The following is a 23288-nucleotide window of genomic DNA, read 5'->3' on the forward strand; positions in this document are numbered from 1 at the left end:
TTGAAAAAGTACTTAACCCACTTTCACAGATTAAACACTTTATCTTGCTAGTATTCCATATTTTTTTCTGAACCTCTGTAAAATTTTCAGCCAACTACTTGCAAAGATTGTTAAGAAGAAGACATTGGATAGTGCATGTGCTAGATCGAAATAAATGCTTTTCGTATAATAAGCAATAATTGTTGAAATATCAGCATATTCACCAAGGCTTACAAAATGCCAAAGATTCATTACCCATCCAAATAATATCCCTGCTACAAAACCAAAGATTATTTTTCCACTTAAATGATTCATCATTCTTGTATGACGTAATAACCCGGCAGTTAAGCCAATCATCCCCCACGTGTACATTTGCCATGGGGTCCAAGGCCCTTGTCCTAAAAATAAGTTCGAAACTAATGCAGCAAGTGCCCCCACTACGAAACCACTTTCGGCCCCAAACGCAATAGCTGTCACAATAATCACAAAGGTTGTTGGTTGCACACTTGGTAATGATGCAAAGGGAACTCGACTAACTGCAGCAACAGCCGCTAATATAGCTAGTATAACTAACTCCCTACCCGCAACCTTACGTCTTTCGAAGCGGATCACAAAGGGGAGAAAGGTAAGAATCATGAAGAAAATACTGACCAAAAGATAATGCTGCTCTGCTAAAAGCGTGGTCATAATTAAAACAACACTGCTTAGCCCCGCGATTGCTAAAAGAATTACCCGAGAACGCGCCAAGATCTACGAGCCTCCTCTACCGTTAAAACATTTGGAACATTGAATCCCCTTATCATTCGGTTCACTACTGTTGTATAGAAGGCATTTCCTTGAAAGAAGTCTTTTGAAGGTGCTTCAGTTGTAATCGAACCTTGGAACATCATTGCACATCTCGTTGCATATCTTGCAGCAAATTCAATATCATGGGTAACCATCACAATCGTTAACCCTTGTTCCTGTAATATTTTTAATAAATCCCCAAATTTCTGTCTAGCCTCTGGATCTAGACCCTTTGTAGGCTCATCCACTAATAAAAGCTTTGGCTTTGGCAGTATTACACCAGCAAGTGCCGCCTTTTGGATTTCTCCTCCACTAAGATCATATGGATGACGCCCTTTTAATTCATTTATGTTAAAGATCTTAAAAAGTTCTTCCATTCTTTCCTTACCTGATTCTAGTTTATGAAAATCAATGATTTCGTTCATTTCTGCTTCAAGTGTATCCTGAATGAAAAATAGCTTTGGATTTTGTGGAAGGTAAGCAATTTCAGTGGGCAGCTGTTTTTTGAATTTTTTCCCTCTAAATAAAATCTTCCCATGCTGAACCTTTTCAAGACCTGCGATAATCTTTAATAACGTCGATTTCCCTGTCCCGTTTCCCCCTACAATCGAAAGCCATTCTCCAGCATAAACGGTTAATGATAATCCATTCAAAATTTTCTTCGTTTCCTTTGAGTATTGAAAATCAATCTGATTGAGTGTTAGTAGTTCATTTTGATAGGATGGAACAGTCTCTATAACATCCGATTTTTTTACCGTTTTTTTCTTTAGCCACTGCTTCCCTTCCTTCACTGATAATGGAATCTCCTCGTTTGAAATCGTTGGTGTATGTTCGATATAGATTCGCGCTGGACTTGGTAGATAGTTGTACATCTCTTCGTTTTGTTTTTGACCTAGTCGATGAATAACATGTTTTGGGCTCTCAAATGCCACAATCTCCCCTCTATCTAAAACGATTGTACGATCAGCAATACTAAACAATTCCTCTAAACGATGCTCAGCAATAATGACAGTAATGCCGAATTCCTCATTCATTGTCTTAAGCATGCCAATAAATTCCCTCGCTGCAACTGGATCTAATTGTGCAGTTGGTTCGTCAAGTAATAATAGCTTTGGCTCTAGTAATAGCACCGAGGCTAAATTAACTAATTGCTTTTGACCACCAGATAGCTCATGCGTTTTTCGTTCTAGCAATTCCTCTAAGCCAAAAAAGTGGACGATTTCAGCAACACGCTTCCTCATCTCCTCCGTTGAAGCCCCCATATTCTCCATACCAAATATTAGCTCTTCTAAAACATTGTCCATGACAATTTGATTCTCAGGATCCTGAAAAACCATCCCTATATCCTTTGCTGATTGCAGAGCGGACAAAGCTGTTAAGAGATGACCTTCTATATAAATGTCCCCATGGCAGGTACCATGTGGAGCTATTTCTCTTTTTATCAACCGTAATAAGGTTGATTTTCCGCTTCCAGAGGGACCACATAGGAGAATGAACTCACCTTGTTCAACAGTAAACGATACATCCTTTAAGACGCTCCTTTTTTCTTCTGGATAAGTAAAGCTTAAACGATTCGTCTCCAAGAATGCCATAGGAGGACCTCCCTTCCTTCAATGATAAGCGGCGATCCCATATACAGCATAAAGATCAGTAAATAAAACCATTCCCTGCCTTGTATATACATTGTTTCTAATACCGGGTAAACGCTCAAAACTCCATCGCCTAACCACCACCCCCCTATCCCAATCGCAATCAGAATAACGAGGTAAATAATCGTGAGCCAATCCCGCATAATCATCTTATAAGGTGTATACTTACTACGTTTCATGATCCCATAGCCTCGTGCAGCCATTGAATCGGCAGTTTGGATCGCCTCCTCAAGTGACCAGGTTAATAAAATCTGCACAAGTAAAATGCCATTTTTAGCCCGTTCTTTGATTTTACCTTCAGTAACTGTAAGCCCCTTTGCTTTTTGAACAGTTTCGATCTCTTGTAGTCTTCTTTTTAAAAGCGGAACAAATCTCATCGAAAGCATCGTTAACAATGCCCACTGTGGTAGCCACCTTGAAAACAAAAACAAAAATTTATCCGCTGTGATCACGAGATTATAGGAAGTGAATAACATCATAATCGTAAAAATAGAAATTGCTGATATCAAACCGATGATCACTGCTTCAAGCATGATGGGATTATAATGAAGATAAAATAAAATATGGGTACCTCGATGATTGAACAAAGGATTGATAATCAAGAAAAAGGCAGAAATAAAGACCAACATTTTAAACCAGTTTTTCAGGGACTTTCCTTTGTCTAACTGAATATTAAAAAGGATGAGTATCATTGCACCAATCACCAAAAACACCGGATGCTTATAAAGCATGACCAGTGCAGTTGCTCCCATGTAATAAAGGAAACAAACAATTGGATGAAAGGAATGAATTCCTCTTGTCATTAATTTGTATCCTTTTCGTAATCAGTCGTATAAATCCATTGAACGGAGTCACCATTTTTAACTTCTACAGCACCTGAACTTCGATCAAGAAGCGTCCCATTGCGTTTGACAAGCCAACCACTTAAAGGTCCACGATCAAATTCAAATAAATTGGCAATTCCCTCAACATAAGCACCTGTCCCGCTTCCTCTAACACTTACTGGAACACCTTTTTGCTTAAGTATTGATAAGGTTACATCTAACACCGTATTACCATCCTTTAATTCAACCTTTGTTGTCGGTAAAATCGTCCCTACCTGCTGATCCCCAACAACCGTTACAGTCACCGTTTTGGCTTGGACTTCTTTCTTTGGTGGAGGAGTTGTTTTTGTTGGTTGCTCTTTTTCCTTCGCTTTTGATTCAGTATTTGGTTTGGCAGTCGAGTTCGTCTGCTTTTCCTGTGTAGCAGGTGGTGTATGATTTGTATCCTTTTCTTCCGTTTTAATAGCGGTTTTATTTGCTGAACTGTTTGTTGTGTTCGTTTTATTCGTTGTTGACTTTTCTTCATTGTCTGTACCGGAATTCGCTTTATCAGTAGAAAGGTTTTTGTTTGGTGCCTTTTCCTCACTAGAGGTAGTTGATTTTGTTGTTGATTCAGTTTGACTACTGTTTTGTTTCTTTTGTTCGTCTGCCACTACCTTATCGCTATCTGTAGCTTTCGTCGGTCCTTCAGTCGCTTTTGAGCTTTGTTGCTCTCTATCAGCTGATGAAATATCCAATGCGGAATCACTAACTTCTTTCGCAGGTTCAGCTACTGGAACAATTTCATCCTTTTCACATCCTGTTAACATGAAAAAAACGACCAGTAACGCATATAGCATCACTTTCAGCATTCGCATCCTTTAACACTCTCCTAGCTAGATTTTTAAATAGGAAAACGAGGCTGTCAAAGTACTGTACCCACAGACATGTTGTTAGTAGGGTCGGTCCTTTGATTCAGCCTCATTTCACTTAGTTATTCGTTTGACGTCTAGTTGCGTATACGAATATAGATGATCCAATGACAAGCAGCGTCCCTCCAGCTGCTACCATATTAAAGTATGGTGTTGCTGTATCAGGTAGCTGCTTTCCTTGAGCTTTTTCAGTTTCTTTATTATTAACTGGAATAACCTGAAGTGTTTCTGGTGTTTCTATGATTGGTGTTACATTTTTATTACCTGGATTTTGATCAGGAATTGCTGATGGTTCTTCTTCATCTAATGAATTCTCTTCGTTTCCTGGTACTTGTGGTTTTTCTTCATCTATTGGATCCTCTTCGTTTCCTGCTGGTGGTTTTTCTTCATCTATTGGATCCTCTTCGCTTTCTGCAGGTATAAATTGATAGATTGATCCTTCTCCTATCCGATCATATGCAGCTAAAGCTAAAAGAGCTTGCGTACTAGCCATTCCGTTTGAGCCATCACCAATAAGATGAGCAAAGCCACCATCTGATTGCTTAAATGTTAACAGATGCTGAATAAGGTTTACTCCCTCTGAAGTTGAGGAATTTCTTGCGTTTGTTCCCTCGTCTGCTCGCTTCGTAAAACGTTCCCCAGTTGGATTTTCGTCGACTGTAGAAAGTCCGATAATAATTTGTGCAGTTGTCTCACTGGACTCACCACCATTAAAATCACTACTAAAACCACCTGTAGGATCTTGATTACTAGCAATCCATTCTACTGCTTTATCAATTGCCGCTTGCACAGTCGCTTGCTCTTTATATGGAGCTAATGCAGCCAGGGCCATCCCGGTAATATCAGCACTTGGAGTCGAACCAAATAGTGACCAACTACCATCTTCTAATTGCACATCTAATAAGTAATTTACTAGACGTTCTCTTGTCCATTCTGCATCATCTGGCACAAGATAATTCCCGCTATCATAAGCAAGCAACGCGTAGATAACTCCATTGTTACCTTGATTGGTCATTCTCTCATTTGAATATATTTTTTCGATTAGATTATAACCTGCAAAGTCTGTTGCGTCCTCTCCAGCTGCTGTTAGACCAAGGACAGTTCGTTCATAATCTGTGACATTTCTGAAATAACCTTCATTGGTTATAAGATTGTTTTTGATTTTCTCTGTGTATTGTAAAGGGATCTTTCCTCCAGCTGCTTTTAGTGCCACTATTGAAAAATCATCACTATTATTCTTCGCAACATACTGTGTCGCTGTTTGAATAGCTTCCGTTACCTGTTGAATCACTGCTTCAGGAGTTTGACTTGGATCTGGCGTAGTCACTTCCTCATCTACAGAAGGTTTATTATCTGTGTCAGGTGTCGGTTCGTCTTCTTCAGTTGGTTCAGTTGGTGGTATCCATGTTGTTACCTCAAGACCTAGTTGGTCTCCCTCTTTTACGATATAAGCGGATAACCCCTCTGACATATATCCATCATTAATTGACGTGCTCCAATAATCATTTTCTCCTAACGATTTGTCACCAATATTATTAATAAAAGCAAAATAAGTCTGGTCAATCGACGTATCTACTTTAACCTTTGCATTTTCACCAGCTAATTTCAGTGCATCATAAGCACTAGATCCTTCAACGACCTGTACTGTTTTATCAATGATTTGCTTACTATCACCATCTTTTGCTGAAACCTTTACATTTACCTTTTTAGAAGGCCACTCAATTAGTTTAAAGCGGATATTGTCACCGTTTGTTAGCTGAAATTGAGAGACTCCTACTGATGCTTCCTCTCCATTTACAATGAATCCCCAGTATTTATCACCTTCAGGAGTGATGTCTCCTATACTATTAATAAAAGCACCAAATTCCTCATGTACTGAATAGTTAAAATATTCTTTTCCTAGTTGTTCATTTATCTCTTTAATAAGATCCAAAGCTGTTTGGGCCTCTTCTATTTCTAGTGCTTTTAATGGATATATCTTATTTCCGTCTTGATCCTCAACCGATATAGTTACTCCGTTTGCTAAAGCAGCATCAACCTGCTGTGGAAAAAATGTAGCTACTTGAAAAGTAACCAATAATAAAATAGTAAAAAGTGCAATAATTCGTTGTGACATGTTACGAATCTTCAAAATATAAAGCCCCCTCATTTTGTATATAACTTAAATAAAAAAGCACACCCCAATGCAGAGATGTGCTTTCAACAAGTTTATTCATTATAAATGAGAGACCCGTGTCCAAACACCATCCCTATCCGCGTAGAGTTAATGGTAATGTCAAACAGGCAGGTCTCCTGGCTTATGATCAACACTCTATTACAGCCTTCCCATATTAAACAGTGGCATATTGTAATGAGCTCCCAATTACAGTGGCGGGACCGCGTCGGACTAACACCGACTTCCCTTTTAATGATAGACTTGCTCAATCTATCAACCTATTTTTTATTTAATTTAATTAAGTTGATTTAATCATAGGCTACAATGAAAATACTGTCAAGATTTGTAACAAATTGTTGGTAACTATTTTGAAATTCACGTGAAGCTCCAATATTATTAAAGAATAGGCAGTTTTACGTTTCATTCGTTAAATAGGGGGGAATAAACTAGTAAACACCTATCATGAAGTGGCAACATCTTTTTTTAAAAAAATCCAACAAAAAAGAGCTGACTCGTAAGCCAGCTCCAGATACTATTATAATTTCACACGCATAACACGCCCGCTAAATTTATCAGCCCAGTATCCACTAGACATATTAGCTATAGCTACACCTGTTGAACTTTGTGAACCGATGAATTTTCCTCCACCCATATAGATACCAACATGTCCATCGGTTTTATAGGTATTAAAGAAAACCATATCACCAGGTTGCATATCACTAGCTGATACTCTTGTTCCTGTATTTCTCAATGCACTAGTACTTGCTCCTACATTCACTCCAACAGTTGAATATGCCCAAGCAACAAAACCAGAGCAATCAAATCTGCCAGCCGCTATATCAGAAGCATTTCTTCCTCCACCAAAGTCATAAACAGAATTACCAATATACTTATAACCAGCAGAGATAAGATCACTAACTGTACCATTAGGATTTACAGGTGTTGATGCGATCTTAGCGCTATTATTACTACTACTATTATTTTTATCATTACTATTACTATTACTATTACTATTACTATTACTATTACTATTACTAGAGTTTGAGTTGTTAGAGTCGACACTATTTCCACTTGTTAGTTCTACAGAAGTAGATTGTGTGCTTTGTTGTAAGCTAGTTTCTTGTGTTGCAAGATCACTATCTTTTTGTTGTAAACTAGTCTTAGCAGCTAAGTTAGCAGATTCTTCATTCTTAAGCTGTTCTTTCAATTGATCATTTTGTGCTTTTTGTTCTAAGACAATTGTCTGCATACCTTCTAACTCTGTTTTCATATCTGTAAGATCTGCAAGTTTTTGAACCTTAGAAGCCTTCGTTTCATTTAAAACATTTTCATCCGTTTCAAGCTGCTTTAAAAGCTCACTATCTGCTTCTACTATTTTTCCGACTGCAATTGCTCGGTTTAAAAAATCACTGAAACTAGAAGAACCAACTAATACATCAAAGTAGTCAACACTTCCCCCGCTATGTTGGTATGAAATAGCGCGTTGCTTTAAGATATCTGTTCTTTTTTTAATTGTCTCTTCTAAAACTGCGATTTCTTCTTCCATTTTACTAATATCTGTATTAGCAACAGCAATATCTTTCTTAGTTTGCTCCATTTTTTTGTTGTTTTCAGCTACTGCTTCGTCAACACGTTTAACCTGAGCATTTAAATTTGCAAGTTCCTCTTGTACAGCCTTAAGTTCTTTATCTGCGTTAGCCATTTCGGCTTGAACCTGTGAACGTTGTGTTTGAACTTCAGTTAGACTTTCAGCCTTAGCCGAAGGAATAGCAAATGAACTACCTAATCCAATCATGACAGCTAAGTTCATGATTACTAGTTTCTTTTTCGACATTCTCTTCCCCTACTTTCCATTCTTGTACAAATTCTCTCTTGCAATTACATATTCTCTTTCTATCTATGTAACTATGTAACCCCTAACAATTCTTGTTTTATACTACTATTTGCTTATATTAGCCACAATTAGTAGTATATCATCAAAAAGTGACAAATATGTGTTTATAATATTACAATTATATTTCAAATATAACTAGTAACTCCTAATTCCCAAAAAAACCACAATTTCAACTTTATCATAGATTAATTATGATTACCAGTAATGGATGAATTTGTGGATGATTGGATTAGTTATCATGCTGGTCGCACTATTAGAAAAGAAGACACCCATTATTCTATAATGTAAAATCGATCCTTCGTTTTTCCTTCATGACTATAATTTAAACTTCGGAGCAATTTAGTAGCAGTTGTTCTTGAGGTTATGTGGAGAAACGAACGGAGTTTTTGGTTAGTTATCTTTTCACCGAATATAAGTTTATAGTCTTCTAAACTTTGAATATGTGCATACTTTGATTTATGAGTACAAATGGAACATCGCCAAAAACCTTGTCTTCGCACTGAATCAAAATTGCCGCAATTTTGACATTGAACACCTGTAACTATTTCCTTCCTTTCAATTTTGTATAGAGATAATACGTTGGTATCATCTTCTGTATTCAATTCAACGAGAAGTCCTGCTAGTTTTTTTAGCGATTGTTTAGGGATTATTTTTTTATTATATTTCGCTTCCAATCGTTTAATTTCGAGTGGTATATTAGCACTGTGAATAACCTGAGGATAATCTGTTTTGGAGGATTTTATAATCGTAGATGGGTTACTAATTACGATAAGGGTTTCTACTGGGATAGGGAGAAACTTCTGCTCTACTAACCAATGTTTAAGATGGTCTCTCTGTCTTCTCACTTGAATTACAGGACTAGAAAACCCTTCATCCTTACCATCTATCGATCGAATCATTTGATCAAATACATCATCGAAAAATATTGTACCCGCAATGTTTTTCACCTCAAGAATACATATGAAAAACGGAGAAATAATAAGTGAATCAATCTGAAAAAAATAATTCCTATCTGACAATCTTATATTGTTGAAAATATAGTAATCTTCGTTGATATAACTCAAAAAATAATCAATTGACTTTTCACCTTTGTATCCAGCCAACATCTTCGCATGATCATGTTCGAGCATAGGGAAACTTGCATGCGCCTTCCGTAACCTTCGTAAAATCACCTCTACCTTTTGTAGTTTCAAAGACTTTCTTCTTTCCATAATAATCAAGGAGATCCACCTCTTATCTATTAGTAGTATAGTTCATGATACCTATTCGGTAAAAAAGTGAAGGTTCCTTCTACATTCATTGATTTGTTTGAACATTTTTTACTGAGCCGGTTTCTCACTTTTTACGGCGGAATTGAACCACTCCCTTATTTTGAGCCGCCTCTTCTACTTTTTTGAACCACTAACCTCCGGAATTGAACCACTTTTCCCTTTTATTGAACCACTTCTACTCTTTATTGAACCACTCCCTTATTTTGAGCCGTCTCATCCATTTTTTTGAACCACTAACCTCCGGAATTGAACCACTTTTCCCTTTTATTGAACCACTTCCACTTTTTATTGAACCACTCCCTTATTTTGAGCCGCCTCATCCACTTTTTTGAACCACTAACCTCCGGAATTGAACCACTTTTCCCTTTTATTGAACCACTTCCACTTTTTATTGAACCACTCCCCTATTTTGAGGCGTCTCTGTCACTTTTTTGAACCACTAACCTCCGGAATTGAACCACTTTTCCCTTTTATTGAACCACTTCTACTCTTTATTGAACCACTCCCTTATTTTGAGGCGTCTCTGTCACTTTTTTGAACCACAAACCTCCGGAATTGAACCACTTTTCCCTTTTATTGAACCACTTCTACTCTTTATTGAACCACTCCCTTATTTTGAGCCGTCTCATCCATTTTTTTGAACCACAATCCTCCGGAATTGAACCACTTTTCCCTTTTATTGAACCACTTCCACTTTTTATTGAACCTCTCTACAAAAAAACAGAAAGCATATATCGCTTCCTGTCACTCCCACACCACTTCTATTAAGATCCGTACAAAATAGCCTACTACTCTTCCAAAAAGCTCTGTAACTGCTCTCTATCCGGATATGAGGTTTGTGTACCTCGCTTTGTCACACTTATGGCGGCAAAAGCTGTGGCCAATTTGATTGCCTCGCTAATATCTCCGGTTTGAACGTAAAAGTGGGCAAAGCAGCCTATAAAGGCATCGCCAGCTCCTGTTGTATCGAGGGCTGTCACTTCATGTGCTTTAATGTGTTGCAAACTACTGGCTTTGTTTCCCCAAATCACTCCGCGATCACCCATTGTCACGATGATATTTTTTAAACCCTTCTCTAACAAAGTCACCGCTGCCGCCTTTATTTGTTCAACTGTTTCAACGGGCTTATTTGTTAAAATTTCTAATTCAGTTTCGTTTGGGATGAAGAAGTCACATTTACAAACATAATCAAAATCTAACTCCTGAGTTGCTGGGGCTGGATTTAGAATAACTGGGATATGATGTTGATTTCCAAAATGTATGGTATGGTAAATCGTTTCCAATGGGATTTCAAGTTGTAGTAGGATGATCGAACAGTTCTTGAGTTTTTCTGTTGCCTCATCTACGTCATTTGGTAATAGGTATTGATTCGCTCCTTTGATAATCAAAATTCGATTTCTTGACTGTGAATCAACAAAAATTGGGGCTACCCCACTAGATGCTCCAGGAACCTTATTAGTATACTCCGTGTCGACTCCATAGCTTTCTAGATTGCTGATTGTTCGATCAGCAAATATATCATCCCCTACTTTCGTAAGCATCATGACCTTTGAACCTAATTTCGCTGCAGCAACTGCTTGATTTGCACCTTTACCTCCATTGCCAATTTCAAAGCGCGGTGCTTCAAGTGTTTCACCACTCTTAGGCATTCGATCGATATATGTAACAAGATCCACCATGTTGGAACCAATAACAGCGATATCCATATTATCACCCTTCCCTCTTTACTTGCGTATCTATCTCCATATTATATTATTATATAATATTTGCCTTATCTTTCTCGAGTATATAATAGTAGAAACTAGAGTAATCAATTAAGTAAATCAACGTCTATAGTAAGCAAAAGAGACTAACCAATGGTCAGTCTCTTCAACACTTCTTAATACTCGTTTTCAAAAAAACCATTTGAAATCATGTGCTTGTACCAATAGAAACTATCCTTCTTAATTCGTTCTAACGTATTGTAGTTTACATAGACAATACCAAAACGTTTACTGTACCCTTCAGCCCATTCGAAGTTATCCATTAAAGACCATGTTAAATAACCTTTAATATTAACTCCTGATTCAATGCTTCGATTTAATGCTGTTAAATGCTGCTTTAAATATTTGATACGGCGATCATCTTTCACTCGTCCATCGACAGGTTCATCATTATAACATGAGCCGTTTTCAGTAATATAGATTGGTACTTGGCCGTATCGTTCTGTAATATAGGTTAATACTTTGTAGAAGCCTTCAGGGAATACTGGCCAGCCTATATCTGTACGTTCATACCCCATGTCGATACCTTCAGAGTCAAATAGACCACTATTTTCCTTATAGCGTGCCACTTGTCCATTATAATAGTTAATGCCCAGGAAATCGATTGGTTGATTAATTGTCTCAAGGTCGCCTTCTTGAATGTTTAGTTCAATGCCTTTTCCTTTAAACCAGTCGACCATAAATTGTGGGTATTCACCTTTGAATACTGGGTCCATAAACCACTCAACAAAATAGCCTACTTCACGTTTACATGCATCAATGTCTTCTTGTTTATTACTATAAGGCTCCATCCAAGTTGTGTTCGGAGCATAACCAATTTCTCCTTCGACACCAGAAGCTCTAAATGCTTGAACAGCTTTACCATGGGCTACCATTAGATTATGTGCAACATTCACCGCTAATTGTAGGTCACGGTGTCCTGGTGCATGCTCTCCTAAATAGTTTGATAGAAAAGAAATACACCATGGTTCATTTAGAGTGATCCATTGTTTGATTTTGCCTGAGAACTCTTTAAACATCGTGTCTGCATAGTTTTCAAATGCATCAATTGTTTCCCGGTTATCCCAACCACCTTTGTCTTGTAATGCTTGTGGAAGATCCCAGTGATAAAGGGTACACATTGGTTCGATTCCATTTTCAATTAATTTATCAACGAAGTTATGGTAAAAATCGAGTCCTGCTTGATTCACTTCACCTGTTCCGTTTGGAAAAATACGCGGCCATGCTACTGAGAATCGATAGACATCAATGCCAAGATCCTTCATGATTTCAATATCTTCTTCATAACGGTGATAACTATCACATGCGATATCACCGTTGTCTCCATTTTTCACTTTACCTGGTGTATGTGAAAATGTATCCCAAATGGATAATCCTCTTCCTCCTTCAAATGTTGCTCCTTCAATTTGATAAGAAGCTGTTGCTGTTCCCCATTTTATATCTTTCTGAAATTGTACAATCGCCATTTAAAATTACCTCCCTATTAGTTTAACTGTCCATTCACTGATTTGATCCAGGTGCTTGCCATTAGCATATTTCCAGCTGGATTCATATGTACACCATCTGTCGTTAATTTGTAACCATTGTCAGCTTGTAGATAATTGATAAAAGCAGTGTGTGTTGGTACGATAACGGCATCAAATTGTTCTGCAACCTTATGGATCATTTCCACATATTTTTTTAGCATGTTATTACCAGGTGCATGAACATCTTCTTCAATAATAGTTGGTTCCATTATTATGATCTTCGCGTTTGTCTTTTCTTTTACTTGTGTTAATAATTCAACATATAATTGTTCAAATTGCTCAGAATCAACTTGATCCATATCAGGGTGGTCTAGTTGTCTCCAGACATCATTAATACCTATTGATATCGAGATATAATCTGGTTGAAGTTCGATTGCATCCGTCTGCCATCTTGCTGCTAAATCAGTGATCCGATCTCCACCTACTCCTCTATTGAAAAATTGAAATATTTGATTAGGAAATGTGGTAACAAAATAATCATGAATCAGCTTTACATATCCTGTGCCGATATCTTCTGGATCACCTTTTCTTCCCCATTCGGTAATACTATCGCCAATTAAGACAATCCTTTTTACCTCCATGCTTTTGCCTCCTTAGCTTTCTTGTTATTAAATGAGGGAACATCAAATTAAAAATTCTCTGTTCCCTCTAGTAGAACTTTAATATGACTCAACGATTTAACCATATGTCTCTAATTGAAAGTTACTTACTATACCACTCTTTAACAACCGACTCGGCTTTTTTTCCATAGATATCAAAGTATGTGTTGGACTTTGCATCTTCTAATGGGTAGAGCTTTGTGCTCCAGTCCCACCAGAAAAATCCAGCAAACCAAGGTTCATCCCAGAAGACCTTCATGACAGAGCTATAGAAATTTGCTTGTTCTTCTTCATTAAATGGAAGTTCGGTATGTTCAAAGTCCCACGGCATTGTTGCACAACCCTCTGCACTACGGCAACCAATTTCCATAAATAAAATCGGCTTGTTGAATTTTTCGTGAAGTTTCACTAATTTCAGTTTTACTTTTTCCCAGTTTTTGATCATATTTTCTTCAGTGTCACCTGGTTTTTCTGCAACTGGATAGTAGGCGCTTGTCCCAATAATATCGACCTTGTCGAACCATTCAACACCTTCTTCTTTACCATGATTTGCATTATAGATAATCGGTCCACTATACACGTTCCTAACTTTTGAAATAACTTGTACCCACTGTTCTGTTCTTGATTCGGTTCCAATCATTTCACAGCCTACACAGAACATTTCACAGCCTAGTTCTTCTGCAAGCTCTGCATAATGAAGTAAGAAGTTTTCATATGATGTAAACCACTTGTTCCAATAGTCTGTCGCATCCTCAGGGAAGCCGATTCTTGCTCTCCATAAACCATCCTTAGAATTAACAACAGGCTTTAAACAAACCTTCATTCCTAGTTCCTTTGCCTTTTTGACGGCAAACTCTATATCTCGATCTGTCATGGTATACCCATAATCAAAGGTTATATCTGTCGATGCGTATGTTTCTTGATAAGTAAAAAACGATAATGCAATCCACTCACTACCTGTTTCACTTAGTTTTTCCAAAGATTCTACTGCTTCAGGGGTTCGATAGGCTCCACGGGATGTGTCCCATCCGTATGTCATCCCTTTTACGAAGACTTCTTTCATATTGTTTCCTCCTCTTAAAAATTCCAATTCTTTTACAACGTTATCTAAATAGAATAATCGATAACCCTTTTGAACTTTTGACTTATAACAACATTAATTTACAACAACTGTTGCTTCTGATTTCGATTCATCAAGTCATTTTGGATCTACAACATTATTTATCCACTTTCTAGAGAAGGTACGTTTTATTCCAAAGAATGCTCGCACATATTCATGTGAGTTCGCTAATCCAAATACTAGATAGATTGGAAGATCCCATACAAAGGCTCCTAACAGTGCTAATGGTAGCCCAATTATCCATATTCCAAGTACATCGAGGTATAGAACATACTTTGTATCTCCACCTGCTCGTAATACTCCAATATTGTTTACCATATTCAGCATTTTACCAATGACGAGAAACGCATAAACATAGAGAATGTTTTTTGCCTGCTCGGCGACAACATCCGTCACATTGTAAATCGAGATATAGTATGGAGCCATTAAGGCAATACCTATAACAGCAAGGAGCGATAATCCAAACGTAATGATTAGAAACTGCTTAGCATAGTTAACAGCTTTATCTTCGTCATTTGCACCAATACTATTTCCTACCATCACCGTTGAGGCATCACTTAATCCAATGAACAGTGCCATGAAAACAAACAGCAGTGGGTCTATTAATGTTGCAGCGGCTAACTGCTCAGTACCCATTTGTGCATATACCCAAAAGTAGGAGGTTTCACCAACTGTCCAGAGTGCATGATTGATAATAGAAGGAATTGTAACGGACAAGTATCTTTTTAATAATGCTTTATCAAACATTTCCTTCAGGTTAAGCGATTTTATTGTAAGTGATAAATATTGTTTAATTAGAACAAAAAGCAGCAATGCTTGTATTGTTCTAGCAATTAGCGTGGCAATTGCTGCACCTTCTACACCTAGTTCAGCAAAACCGAATTTACCGAAAATTAACAAGTAATTTAATAATGTATTTAATCCAATTGCGATTATCGCTACATATAATGGTCTTTTCACTTCACCCATCGACTTTAAAACAGTAGAAAACAACACCGTTAATGCTGTTACAAAGTAACTTAGCGCTATGATTCTTAAGTAACTTGCTCCCAGTGCAATTACAACGGCATCATTGGTGAAAATCTGAATAAATGAGGTTGTAAACAATAGGGTTAATAACGAAAAGAATAATGAAAAAATCGTTACAATTAGAAAGGTTAAATATAAAACCTTTTTAATCCCATTTAAATCCTTCTTCCCCCAGTATTGCGCTGAGAAAATTGCTGCTCCTGTACCGAATCCTTGTAAGACTAAAATAAGGATTGTGGTAATTTTATTCCCTACACCGACAGCAGCAATATGGTTCACACCCAACTGCCCAACCATCAACGAATCTACCATGTTTAGTGACGAAATCAAAAGCGTTTGTATGGCAATCGGAATAGCTAACCCAAACATTTTTTTATAAAACTGCTTATCTCTCTGATGTGACTTAAACATATGTCTTTCTTCCCCTTAATGTGAAAGTGCAAGCTTCTTGCACTTATACATGCTCTGTGTTTCAAAAAGCCCCTCTAGTTTAAGCTAGATTTTGTTTAGAAGCATCGATAACTATCCTTTACCTTCTATTTAAATACTGAACTATCAATTATTTAATATATGGTCAATTGCAGCAAGTTCTTCCTCAGAGAATGCTAGGTTTTTCAAAGCCTTCATATTTTCGTTTATTTGTTCTATACGACTTGCTCCAATTAACGCACTGGCAACAGCTCTGTTTCTTAGCGTCCACGCTATCGCTAATTGAGCAACGGTTTGTCCTCGATGATCTGCAATCGATTTCAGTTTTTGGACCTTTTCTATTCGATCCTTTGTAACTTGATCTGCTGATATTGAATCAACACCCTTTGCGACTCGAGAGTCTTTCGGAATGCCATCAACATATTTGGTTGTTAAAAGCCCCTGATACAGTGGTTGAAAAACAATCGCACCAATACCACCATCCTCTAATACATCAAACAATTCTTCTTCTGCATCTCTTAAGAACATCGAATAATTAGGCTGATGTGAGACAAAAGGAGTCTTTAATTCTTTGAATAACTTAATCACTTGTCTAGTAACATCTGCTGGATAGTTTGAAACTCCAACATAAAGAGCCTTCCCTTGCTTTACAGCCATATCAAGTGCCCCTACTGTTTCTTCTAAAGGTGTGTTAGGATCATAGCGATGTGAATAGTAAATATCAACATAGTCAAGATCTAGACGCTTTAGGCTTTGGTCCAGACTTGAGAGCATATATTTTCTTGAGCCCCATTCCCCATAAGGTCCTGGCCACATGTCATAACCCGCCTTGGTAGCAATCAGTAGTTCATCACGATAACCAGCTAACTCATTTTTCAGTATTTTCCCGAAGGTTTCTTCGGCACTACCGGGAGGTTCACCATAATTATTAGCTAAATCAAAATGAGTAATTCCTAGATCAAATGATGTTGTAATCATGTTTTTGGCATTCATATAATCATCTGTTGCTCCAAAGTTTCGGTAGAGACCTAATGAAATAGCTGGAACCTTAAGTCCACTCTTACCAAAATAGTTGTATACCATCTTGTCATATCTATTCGAATTAGGTTTATATGTCATTTTTAATCCTCCATTTGTTAAATAAGCACTAACATATTTGGTGATTTAACTACTTTTTGCTGTTGATTCTCTTAAAAGAATTTCACCAGCGAGAAGGATCTTTTCAAAGGGTTTATTTTTATCTCTAACTCTGCGAATTAACATTTCAACAGCACGTTTCCCCAAATCACGTTTAGCGACATCTACTGTTGTAATTGTCGGTGTCACTTCATAAGAAAATTCCATATTATCAAAACCAGTAACCGATGCATGCTTGGGGACTTGTAAACCAATTTCTTCTAGCTCCGTAATCATTCGTTTTGCCATATTGTCATTCGAACAAACAAAGGCTGAGGGCATAGTTTTCTTCGTATGTTTTTTTAGCCAACCTTTAATATCTGCACGTGTCCCTGTATCATCCTGGGGATATTCAAGTTTATCCTCTGGAATAGGCAGTTTATTTTTCTCCATCGCACTCCGATAACCAAGCCAGCGGTCATAAAAGCTACGCGAATATTCGATATTTCCAATAAACTGTATCTTCTTATGTCCGAGACCGATTAAGTGATTCGTTAAGTTAAAGCTACTATCAAAACTATTATTAAAAATTGCATCTCCTGGGATAAGTGGATCTTCATAGTCGACCATGATTAACGGTATGTCTAGTCGATGCACCTCCAGTAAAAGGGCAGTCGAAACCACCCCGATACTAATGACACCTATAAAACCCTTTGGATTTAAAACCGCATCAAGACTCTCGACGTTATTTTCAGTTAGGACAACCATTCCTGCACCCATTACTTCTAACATTTCACCGATTCCATCTACGATCCGTCCCCAGTAAAGGGATTCCTTACTTTGATAGCGAATGTTCGGCATCAGCACTAACACAATTTTATTTTTGTTAAGTGTACTCTCTAGATCATTTTCATTATTGTGGATCAACCGTTCATCAACTGAAATACTTTTTTGTGCAAAATATCCAAGCTTTGAAGCGGCTTGGAAAACCTTTTCACGTGTTGTCGGATTTACCCCTTCTTTTCCAGCCAACGTTCTGGAAACAACAAATTTTGATACACCTAAGTAATCAGCAATTTGTTGCATTGTTACCTTTTTTGCCATACCTATTTCTCACTCCACCAACGTATTTGATTTTGTTCTACTATTAGTATAAATTGTACGTAAATCTTTTCATTCATACGTGAATTCTATCAACCTAATCACTATCAAGATGCTAATTTCGTAAGAAACGTTGTTTTACCTATCTATCCTTTTTGAATGTAGAAATTCTACTTTGTATCTTTTCTCCGGCAGCTTACATTCGTTTTAGACAGTTCGGTTAAGCTTATATGCTGAACAACAATCTTTCGGAACAGGACCTTTCAATAACGCAGGGATATGAGAGTCATTTTTAGGATCTAGTTTATTTTTAAGCAATATCATAAACACTTCGAACTGTGAGCTGTTGCTCAAACTCTTCTAAGTTGAGTGTTTCACTTAAGCTTTGCTTTTTCACTTCAATTAATCGAGAATTTCCTGCCGATAGATCAAAATAATTATCACTAAACTTACAATCAGCTGATGTTAATTCTAGTTCAACATATTTTGCGAATACGTTTGAGTCTACTGTAATCGTATATGTGTCATTGCTTTCAGTCACACTCAATGACAGTTCAGGATTTAAAAAGTCAAAATGCTTTGGTTTCGTAAACAGCATGGTAGTGACCGATTTTTGCTCATCATCAATAAATAATGTGCACTCAAGATAGGTATTTCTTTTATTTTCTTCTGTCAGAATATCACCGAATGATAAGCTTTCACATTGCTTCGCAGTAAGGCTTTCAATTTCTGGAGTTACCGTTCCCTCTTGAATGACTTCAGAAGTATTTGTACGTAATTTCCATTCAATTCGAGCCTTTACATTTGCTAATGAATCATTTGTTACATGAATTTCTACATCTGTTCCATCTTCTCTTAGTGATACTAGAATTGGAGAGTAGAATTTCTTTGTGAAATAATGCAATGCCTTCCAGCGACCGTAATAATCTATACTTGACCATGAAGCAACCGGCCAACAGTCATTTAGCTGCCAGTATAGGGATCCCATACAACGACCACGATTTCTACGCCAATGCTCTACTCCATATTTAATGGCCTCTGCCTGCAAGAGCTGTGATGCATATAACAACGAATCAAAGTCTTTAGGATAAAGGAAGTTCTCAGATAGATAGTTGAGAATTTTTCCATTTGCTGCTCCATTTTTTTGATGCTTTTCCATGACATAGGAGAAAATATTTCGATCTTCAGGCTTAGTAAAGGTTTCAATTGTCTTCATTGATGGGAAAGACTGGAATCCGAATTCAGAACAGAAACGAAAATGGAACTTTTGATATTCTGTGAAAGGTTTTAGTCCGTGCCATACATCCCAATAGTGCATGTCCCCTTCATTTGGATTACGTGGTTCATTAAATCCTCCACCAGATGATGGTGATGATGACCAATAAAATGTCTGCGGATCAAGTTCCTTAGCCAGTTCAGGAATAATAAATTCGAAAAGCTTAATATAATCTGCTTTATGCTTGTAATCATCGTCAGGCATATCACCCCAATAAACCCATGCCTCTTCAACTTCGTTATTACCACACCAAATACCAAGACTTGCATGATGACGAATACGTTTCATATTATCGATTACTTCTTGTTCTACCGTTGCTCTGAATTCATCATTTAAGTCATACATGCTACACGCAAACATAAAGTCCTGCCATACAATCAAACCTTTACGGTCACATAGATCAAAGAAGTAATCCTCAGGGTAAATTCCGCCACCCCATACGCGAATCATATTAAAGTTAGCTTCAACACAGTCATTGATTAATCGCTCTGTTCGCTCAGATGAATTTCGTGCTAATAGATTATCCTCAGGAATGTAATTAGCACCCATCGCAAAAATAGAAAGCCCATTGATTTCAAACTCAAATGATTTTCCCCACTGATCAGGTTCGTGTTTTACTTTGATTGTTCGAAGTCCTACATTTAATGTCTTTTCATCCAATTGATCTTCTTCGTTAGAGATAAGAATTTCTATTTTATATAACGATTGGTCTCCGTATCCGTTCGGCCACCATAATTGTGGATTTTCTACATTTATTAACACATTTTCTTCTTTTTTATTCGTTGTGAGCTTCTTTGTTTCAACTTCACTTGTTGGACTTGTTAGTTTCACTTCCAAATTGACTGTTTCCTCTTGGCAATCTTCTAACCTTACACGGATATTTACAGCCACACCTTCCTCACGATGGTCTTGACTAACATAAACATCCTCAATACGTCCAACGTTCCATGCAAGCAATGATACATTTCTCCATATCCCTAAATCGGGTATTTTCGGGCCCCAGTCCCATCCAAACATACTATGTCCTTTACGAATATGCGTAAAACCTTCGATCGCATCTGTTACGCCCCATAGCTTGTTTTCCTTTTGTTTTTCAGTTATATAATTGATTGGTGAAAACAGAGTAACTTTTATTTTATTTTCACCAACTACTAAAAATGATTTGATATCAAATTCATATGTTCTGTGCATATTATCTGTTTGAGCAACTAATTGATCATTTATTGTTATTTCAGATAGAGTATCAAGACCATCAAAGCGAATGACAACATGTTCATAACTTAATAGTTCCTTTTCAACTGTAAAATCACGCACGAATTGATAATCCTTTGAAGCAACTTCAAACGCATGATCCTCATTGTCACGATAAAATGGATCATCGATTTTTCCGTTTGTTAATAAGTCACTCATCACTGATCCTGGTACAGTTGATTCTAGCCATTCGTTATTTTCAGTGCTTCTCATCTGCCAAGTTCCATTCAAATCCATCTTCTTCATCTTCATCTCACCCTTTTGTTAGTTTTGTTATTTACATTTTCTTTTTCTATTGTTTTTTTAATTATAAATAAATATAACCAGACCATTCCATTTCCTTACTACACTCTTCACATCAAGCTATAACTCTTCTTATGTTATCCCTATAGCGAAGATCCACTTTGTTAGTTTAGTTATTTTAATGTTATTATACTCCTAACTTTATAACAACCAACCGCTATAGTAAAGCCTTTTATTATCCCTTTTTTATTTTTTAGCTTCTATTTAAATAATCTCTTTAGAAGTTTGTTATTTTTAGACATCTTTAAGAAAATGAAGGTGAAAGTTAAGTATAGTAACGAAGAGTGTACAAATTAGGTTATGTACATAGTATGCTTTGTAAAATCAATACAGATTCATAAGGCGTTGCGTTAAATCCTCCTTGTATTGCGTCTTTTTCACCACAACTCACACAGCATCATAAAAAAGGTAGCCCTCAATAAAAGAGATGGCTACCTGTATTAAGATTAAATTAGTTATTACTTAGTCTCATAAAACTTCTTGATAATCTTTTCAGCAGGCTTGCCATAAACGGCATATTCATCATCATTACCCGCATTCTCTTCGGCATAAAGAATAGCTTTCCAATCCCATAGTCCAAAGCCTTGTACCCAATCTCTTTCCGCTGTTTTTTCAAACATTACTTTAAAGAAATCTTCTTGTGCTTTCATATCGATGTCACCTTCAAGATTCCAATCATTCGGTACATATGGTGAATTTGAACGACTAGGACAACCAGCTTCTGCAAAGAAAAATGGTTTATTATATGGTTTAATGATCTTTTCGATACGATCTAATTGGTTATCCCAATCATTAATTGGGTAGTAACCACTTGATGAAATGACGTCCACCGCATCCCACCACTTCACATTTCCCTCTTGATATTTATCAGTATTATACGTAATTGGACCTGTGTATACTGAACGCACATCATCTATTAGTGCACGCCATTCTTGATCTCTACGTTCAGTTTGAACCATCTCACAGCCAATAATAAACATATCACAGTTTGTTCGTTCGGCAATTTTCGCATAATGTACTTGATACTCTGTATAGCTCTTAAACCAATCTTTCCATTTAGGTTCGCAAGGTACATCGAGGTCAAAGAAGTTGATATGAGCTCTCCATGTACCATCCTTACAATTTACGGTTGGTTTAAGAATAACCTTTAATCCAATTGATTGTGCATATTCAATCATATCAATTAGTTCATCATCATCCACCATATGCTCACCAGTATAATCAACCACTGTTGTATGGGCACCATCCTGAAGAGCCGCTAAGGAAATCACAGCATAACCTGTATTCGTTCTTTCCTTTAAAAGTCTCATCGATTCTTTTGCTTCAGGCTTTTTAAAATCGCCCTTCTTACTCATCCATCCGTACGTAAATCCATTGATGAAGTCCACTGATACCGCTCCTCATTTAAAAATAGGGGCTGACTCTTATATACAAGAAATCAGTCCCCGATCATTATTAATAGTTGTTATTTTATTACTTAACTGATCCAGCCATACCGTTATAGATATGTTTTTGTAATGTTAGAAAAGCAATAAGTGTTGGAATGATTGCTATCATTATAGCTGCACAGATAATTTCCCACTGCGACCCATACGGTCCTTTAAAGGTAAACAACGCGGTTGAGATAACGTTGAGATCCTTTTTCGGCATGTATAGGAATGGGGTGTAGAAATCATTGTACACATTTACACCTTTCACAATGATGACCGTCACAATTGCTGGTTTTAACAATGGTAAAATAATGGTCCGGTAAATAGTAAAATATGACGCACCATCTAACATAGCCGACTCATCTAAGGAAACTGAGATTGATTCCATAAACTGCATGAATATATAAACCGCAATAATATCAGTACTCATATACAAGATAATTGCTGCCCATCTCGTATTAAATAATCCAAGTCCTTCAATAATTTGGAATGTTGCTACTTGAGTTGTAACAGCTGGGATTAAAGTTGCAAGCAAGAAAGCACCCATCAATAGACCGCTACCTCTAAATTTAAATCGATTTAATACGAAGGCAATCATAGAACCAGTTAATGTAGCACCAACGATTGAGATAAGTAAAATTATCGCAGTGTTTATAAAACCAGTCATCATATTCCCTTCAACAAATGCACGTGTATAGTTTTCAAAGTTCAACCAATTTTCAGGCGGTGTTAACGGGCCTGTACTAGTATATTCATCACTTGTTTTGAAGGAGGCAAAAAATACAACCGCAATAGGAATTAAGGCAACGAATGCTCCTAGAAGTAATGAAACGTATTTAACAACGCTACCTAACGTATATTTTAATTTATACACTT

The 23288-nt window shown here is 37.0% G+C and carries 17 protein-coding genes and 1 riboswitch; all 17 genes read right to left on the reverse strand.

The genetic code is table 11. The features are described from left to right. Positions 1–39: 39 nt before the first annotated feature. Positions 40–729 carry an ECF transporter S component gene (locus AC6CHR_RS17705; protein ID WP_498250393.1) on the reverse strand — a complete coding sequence of 230 codons (690 nt, stop codon included), beginning with the start codon at positions 727–729 and terminating at the stop codon, positions 40–42. Continuing rightward, positions 708–2357: an ABC transporter ATP-binding protein gene (locus AC6CHR_RS17710; RefSeq protein WP_498250333.1), complete on the reverse strand. Its 1650-nt coding sequence runs from the start codon at positions 2355–2357 to the stop codon at positions 708–710. Before AC6CHR_RS17710 ends, AC6CHR_RS17705 begins: the two co-directional genes overlap by 22 nt. Beyond that, positions 2330–3217, reverse strand: coding sequence for an energy-coupling factor transporter transmembrane component T (locus tag AC6CHR_RS17715; protein ID WP_498250334.1), 888 nt, complete (start codon positions 3215–3217; stop codon positions 2330–2332). Before AC6CHR_RS17715 ends, AC6CHR_RS17710 begins: the two co-directional genes overlap by 28 nt. After that, positions 3217–4095 carry a DUF4430 domain-containing protein gene (locus AC6CHR_RS17720; RefSeq protein ID WP_498250335.1) on the reverse strand — a complete coding sequence of 293 codons (879 nt, stop codon included), beginning with the start codon at positions 4093–4095 and terminating at the stop codon, positions 3217–3219. The genes AC6CHR_RS17715 and AC6CHR_RS17720 overlap by 1 nt, the downstream gene beginning before the upstream one ends. Positions 4096–4207: 112 nt before the next feature. Then, a complete protein-coding gene (locus AC6CHR_RS17725; RefSeq protein ID WP_498250336.1) occupies positions 4208–6280 on the reverse strand; it encodes a DUF4430 domain-containing protein in 2073 nt (690 codons plus the stop codon). A gap of 134 nt (positions 6281–6414) precedes the next feature. Further along, a riboswitch (cobalamin riboswitch) is annotated at positions 6415–6601 on the reverse strand. Positions 6602–6839: 238 nt separating this feature from the next. Continuing rightward, positions 6840–8138: a coiled-coil domain-containing protein gene (locus tag AC6CHR_RS17730; RefSeq protein ID WP_498250337.1), complete on the reverse strand. Its 1299-nt coding sequence runs from the start codon at positions 8136–8138 to the stop codon at positions 6840–6842. A gap of 332 nt (positions 8139–8470) precedes the next feature. Continuing rightward, positions 8471–9409, reverse strand: a complete 939-nt coding sequence (locus AC6CHR_RS17735) for a nuclease-related domain-containing protein (protein ID WP_498250394.1) — start codon at positions 9407–9409, stop codon at positions 8471–8473. 848 nt (positions 9410–10257) lie between these two features. After that, the gene (gene rbsK / locus AC6CHR_RS17740) at positions 10258–11175 is read right to left on the reverse strand and encodes a ribokinase (protein ID WP_498250338.1); all 918 of its coding nucleotides are present in this window, start codon (positions 11173–11175) and stop codon (positions 10258–10260) included. Between the two features lie 173 nt (positions 11176–11348). Next, positions 11349–12698 (reverse strand): GH1 family beta-glucosidase, encoded by a 1350-nt coding sequence (locus AC6CHR_RS17745; RefSeq protein WP_498250339.1) that lies wholly within the window; start codon positions 12696–12698, stop codon positions 11349–11351. A 17-nt stretch (positions 12699–12715) separates the two neighbouring features. Then, positions 12716–13339, reverse strand: coding sequence for an SGNH/GDSL hydrolase family protein (locus AC6CHR_RS17750; RefSeq protein ID WP_498250340.1), 624 nt, complete (start codon positions 13337–13339; stop codon positions 12716–12718). 121 nt (positions 13340–13460) lie between these two features. Continuing rightward, the gene (locus AC6CHR_RS17755) at positions 13461–14420 is read right to left on the reverse strand and encodes a glycoside hydrolase family 113 (RefSeq protein ID WP_498250341.1); all 960 of its coding nucleotides are present in this window, start codon (positions 14418–14420) and stop codon (positions 13461–13463) included. Between the two features lie 135 nt (positions 14421–14555). Beyond that, positions 14556–15917 (reverse strand): MATE family efflux transporter, encoded by a 1362-nt coding sequence (locus tag AC6CHR_RS17760; RefSeq protein WP_498250342.1) that lies wholly within the window; start codon positions 15915–15917, stop codon positions 14556–14558. A gap of 144 nt (positions 15918–16061) precedes the next feature. Then, positions 16062–17054, reverse strand: coding sequence for an aldo/keto reductase (locus tag AC6CHR_RS17765; RefSeq protein ID WP_498250343.1), 993 nt, complete (start codon positions 17052–17054; stop codon positions 16062–16064). A gap of 45 nt (positions 17055–17099) precedes the next feature. Beyond that, positions 17100–18155 (reverse strand): LacI family DNA-binding transcriptional regulator, encoded by a 1056-nt coding sequence (locus AC6CHR_RS17770; RefSeq protein ID WP_498250344.1) that lies wholly within the window; start codon positions 18153–18155, stop codon positions 17100–17102. 307 nt (positions 18156–18462) lie between these two features. Next, positions 18463–20925 carry a beta-mannosidase gene (locus AC6CHR_RS17775; protein WP_498250345.1) on the reverse strand — a complete coding sequence of 821 codons (2463 nt, stop codon included), beginning with the start codon at positions 20923–20925 and terminating at the stop codon, positions 18463–18465. A 515-nt stretch (positions 20926–21440) separates the two neighbouring features. Continuing rightward, positions 21441–22370, reverse strand: coding sequence for a glycoside hydrolase family 113 (locus tag AC6CHR_RS17780; RefSeq protein ID WP_498250346.1), 930 nt, complete (start codon positions 22368–22370; stop codon positions 21441–21443). 85 nt (positions 22371–22455) lie between these two features. Continuing rightward, on the reverse strand, positions 22456–23286 hold the full coding sequence (locus AC6CHR_RS17785; protein WP_498250347.1) for a carbohydrate ABC transporter permease: 831 nt from the start codon (positions 23284–23286) through the stop codon (positions 22456–22458). Positions 23287–23288 lie beyond the last annotated feature (2 nt).

This window comes from Metabacillus sp. GQ13, from assembly GCF_059758525.1.

Excerpts from the sequence above, each read along its gene's own strand:
- AC6CHR_RS17710 (WP_498250333.1), bottom strand. The coding sequence starts at position 2,357 with ATGGCATTCTTGGAGACGAATCGTTTAAGCTTTACTTATCCAGAAGAA.
- AC6CHR_RS17715 (WP_498250334.1), bottom strand. The coding sequence starts at position 3,217 with ATGACAAGAGGAATTCATTCCTTTCATCCAATTGTTTGTTTCCTTTAT.
- AC6CHR_RS17720 (WP_498250335.1), bottom strand. The coding sequence starts at position 4,095 with ATGCGAATGCTGAAAGTGATGCTATATGCGTTACTGGTCGTTTTTTTC.
- AC6CHR_RS17730 (WP_498250337.1), bottom strand. The coding sequence starts at position 8,138 with ATGTCGAAAAAGAAACTAGTAATCATGAACTTAGCTGTCATGATTGGA.
- AC6CHR_RS17735 (WP_498250394.1), bottom strand. The coding sequence starts at position 9,409 with ATGGAAAGAAGAAAGTCTTTGAAACTACAAAAGGTAGAGGTGATTTTA.
- rbsK (WP_498250338.1), bottom strand. The coding sequence starts at position 11,175 with ATGGATATCGCTGTTATTGGTTCCAACATGGTGGATCTTGTTACATAT.
- AC6CHR_RS17745 (WP_498250339.1), bottom strand. The coding sequence starts at position 12,698 with ATGGCGATTGTACAATTTCAGAAAGATATAAAATGGGGAACAGCAACA.
- AC6CHR_RS17750 (WP_498250340.1), bottom strand. The coding sequence starts at position 13,339 with ATGGAGGTAAAAAGGATTGTCTTAATTGGCGATAGTATTACCGAATGG.
- AC6CHR_RS17755 (WP_498250341.1), bottom strand. The coding sequence starts at position 14,420 with ATGAAAGAAGTCTTCGTAAAAGGGATGACATACGGATGGGACACATCC.
- AC6CHR_RS17760 (WP_498250342.1), bottom strand. The coding sequence starts at position 15,917 with ATGTTTAAGTCACATCAGAGAGATAAGCAGTTTTATAAAAAAATGTTT.
- AC6CHR_RS17765 (WP_498250343.1), bottom strand. The coding sequence starts at position 17,054 with ATGACATATAAACCTAATTCGAATAGATATGACAAGATGGTATACAAC.
- AC6CHR_RS17770 (WP_498250344.1), bottom strand. The coding sequence starts at position 18,155 with ATGGCAAAAAAGGTAACAATGCAACAAATTGCTGATTACTTAGGTGTA.
- AC6CHR_RS17775 (WP_498250345.1), bottom strand. The coding sequence starts at position 20,925 with ATGAAGAAGATGGATTTGAATGGAACTTGGCAGATGAGAAGCACTGAA.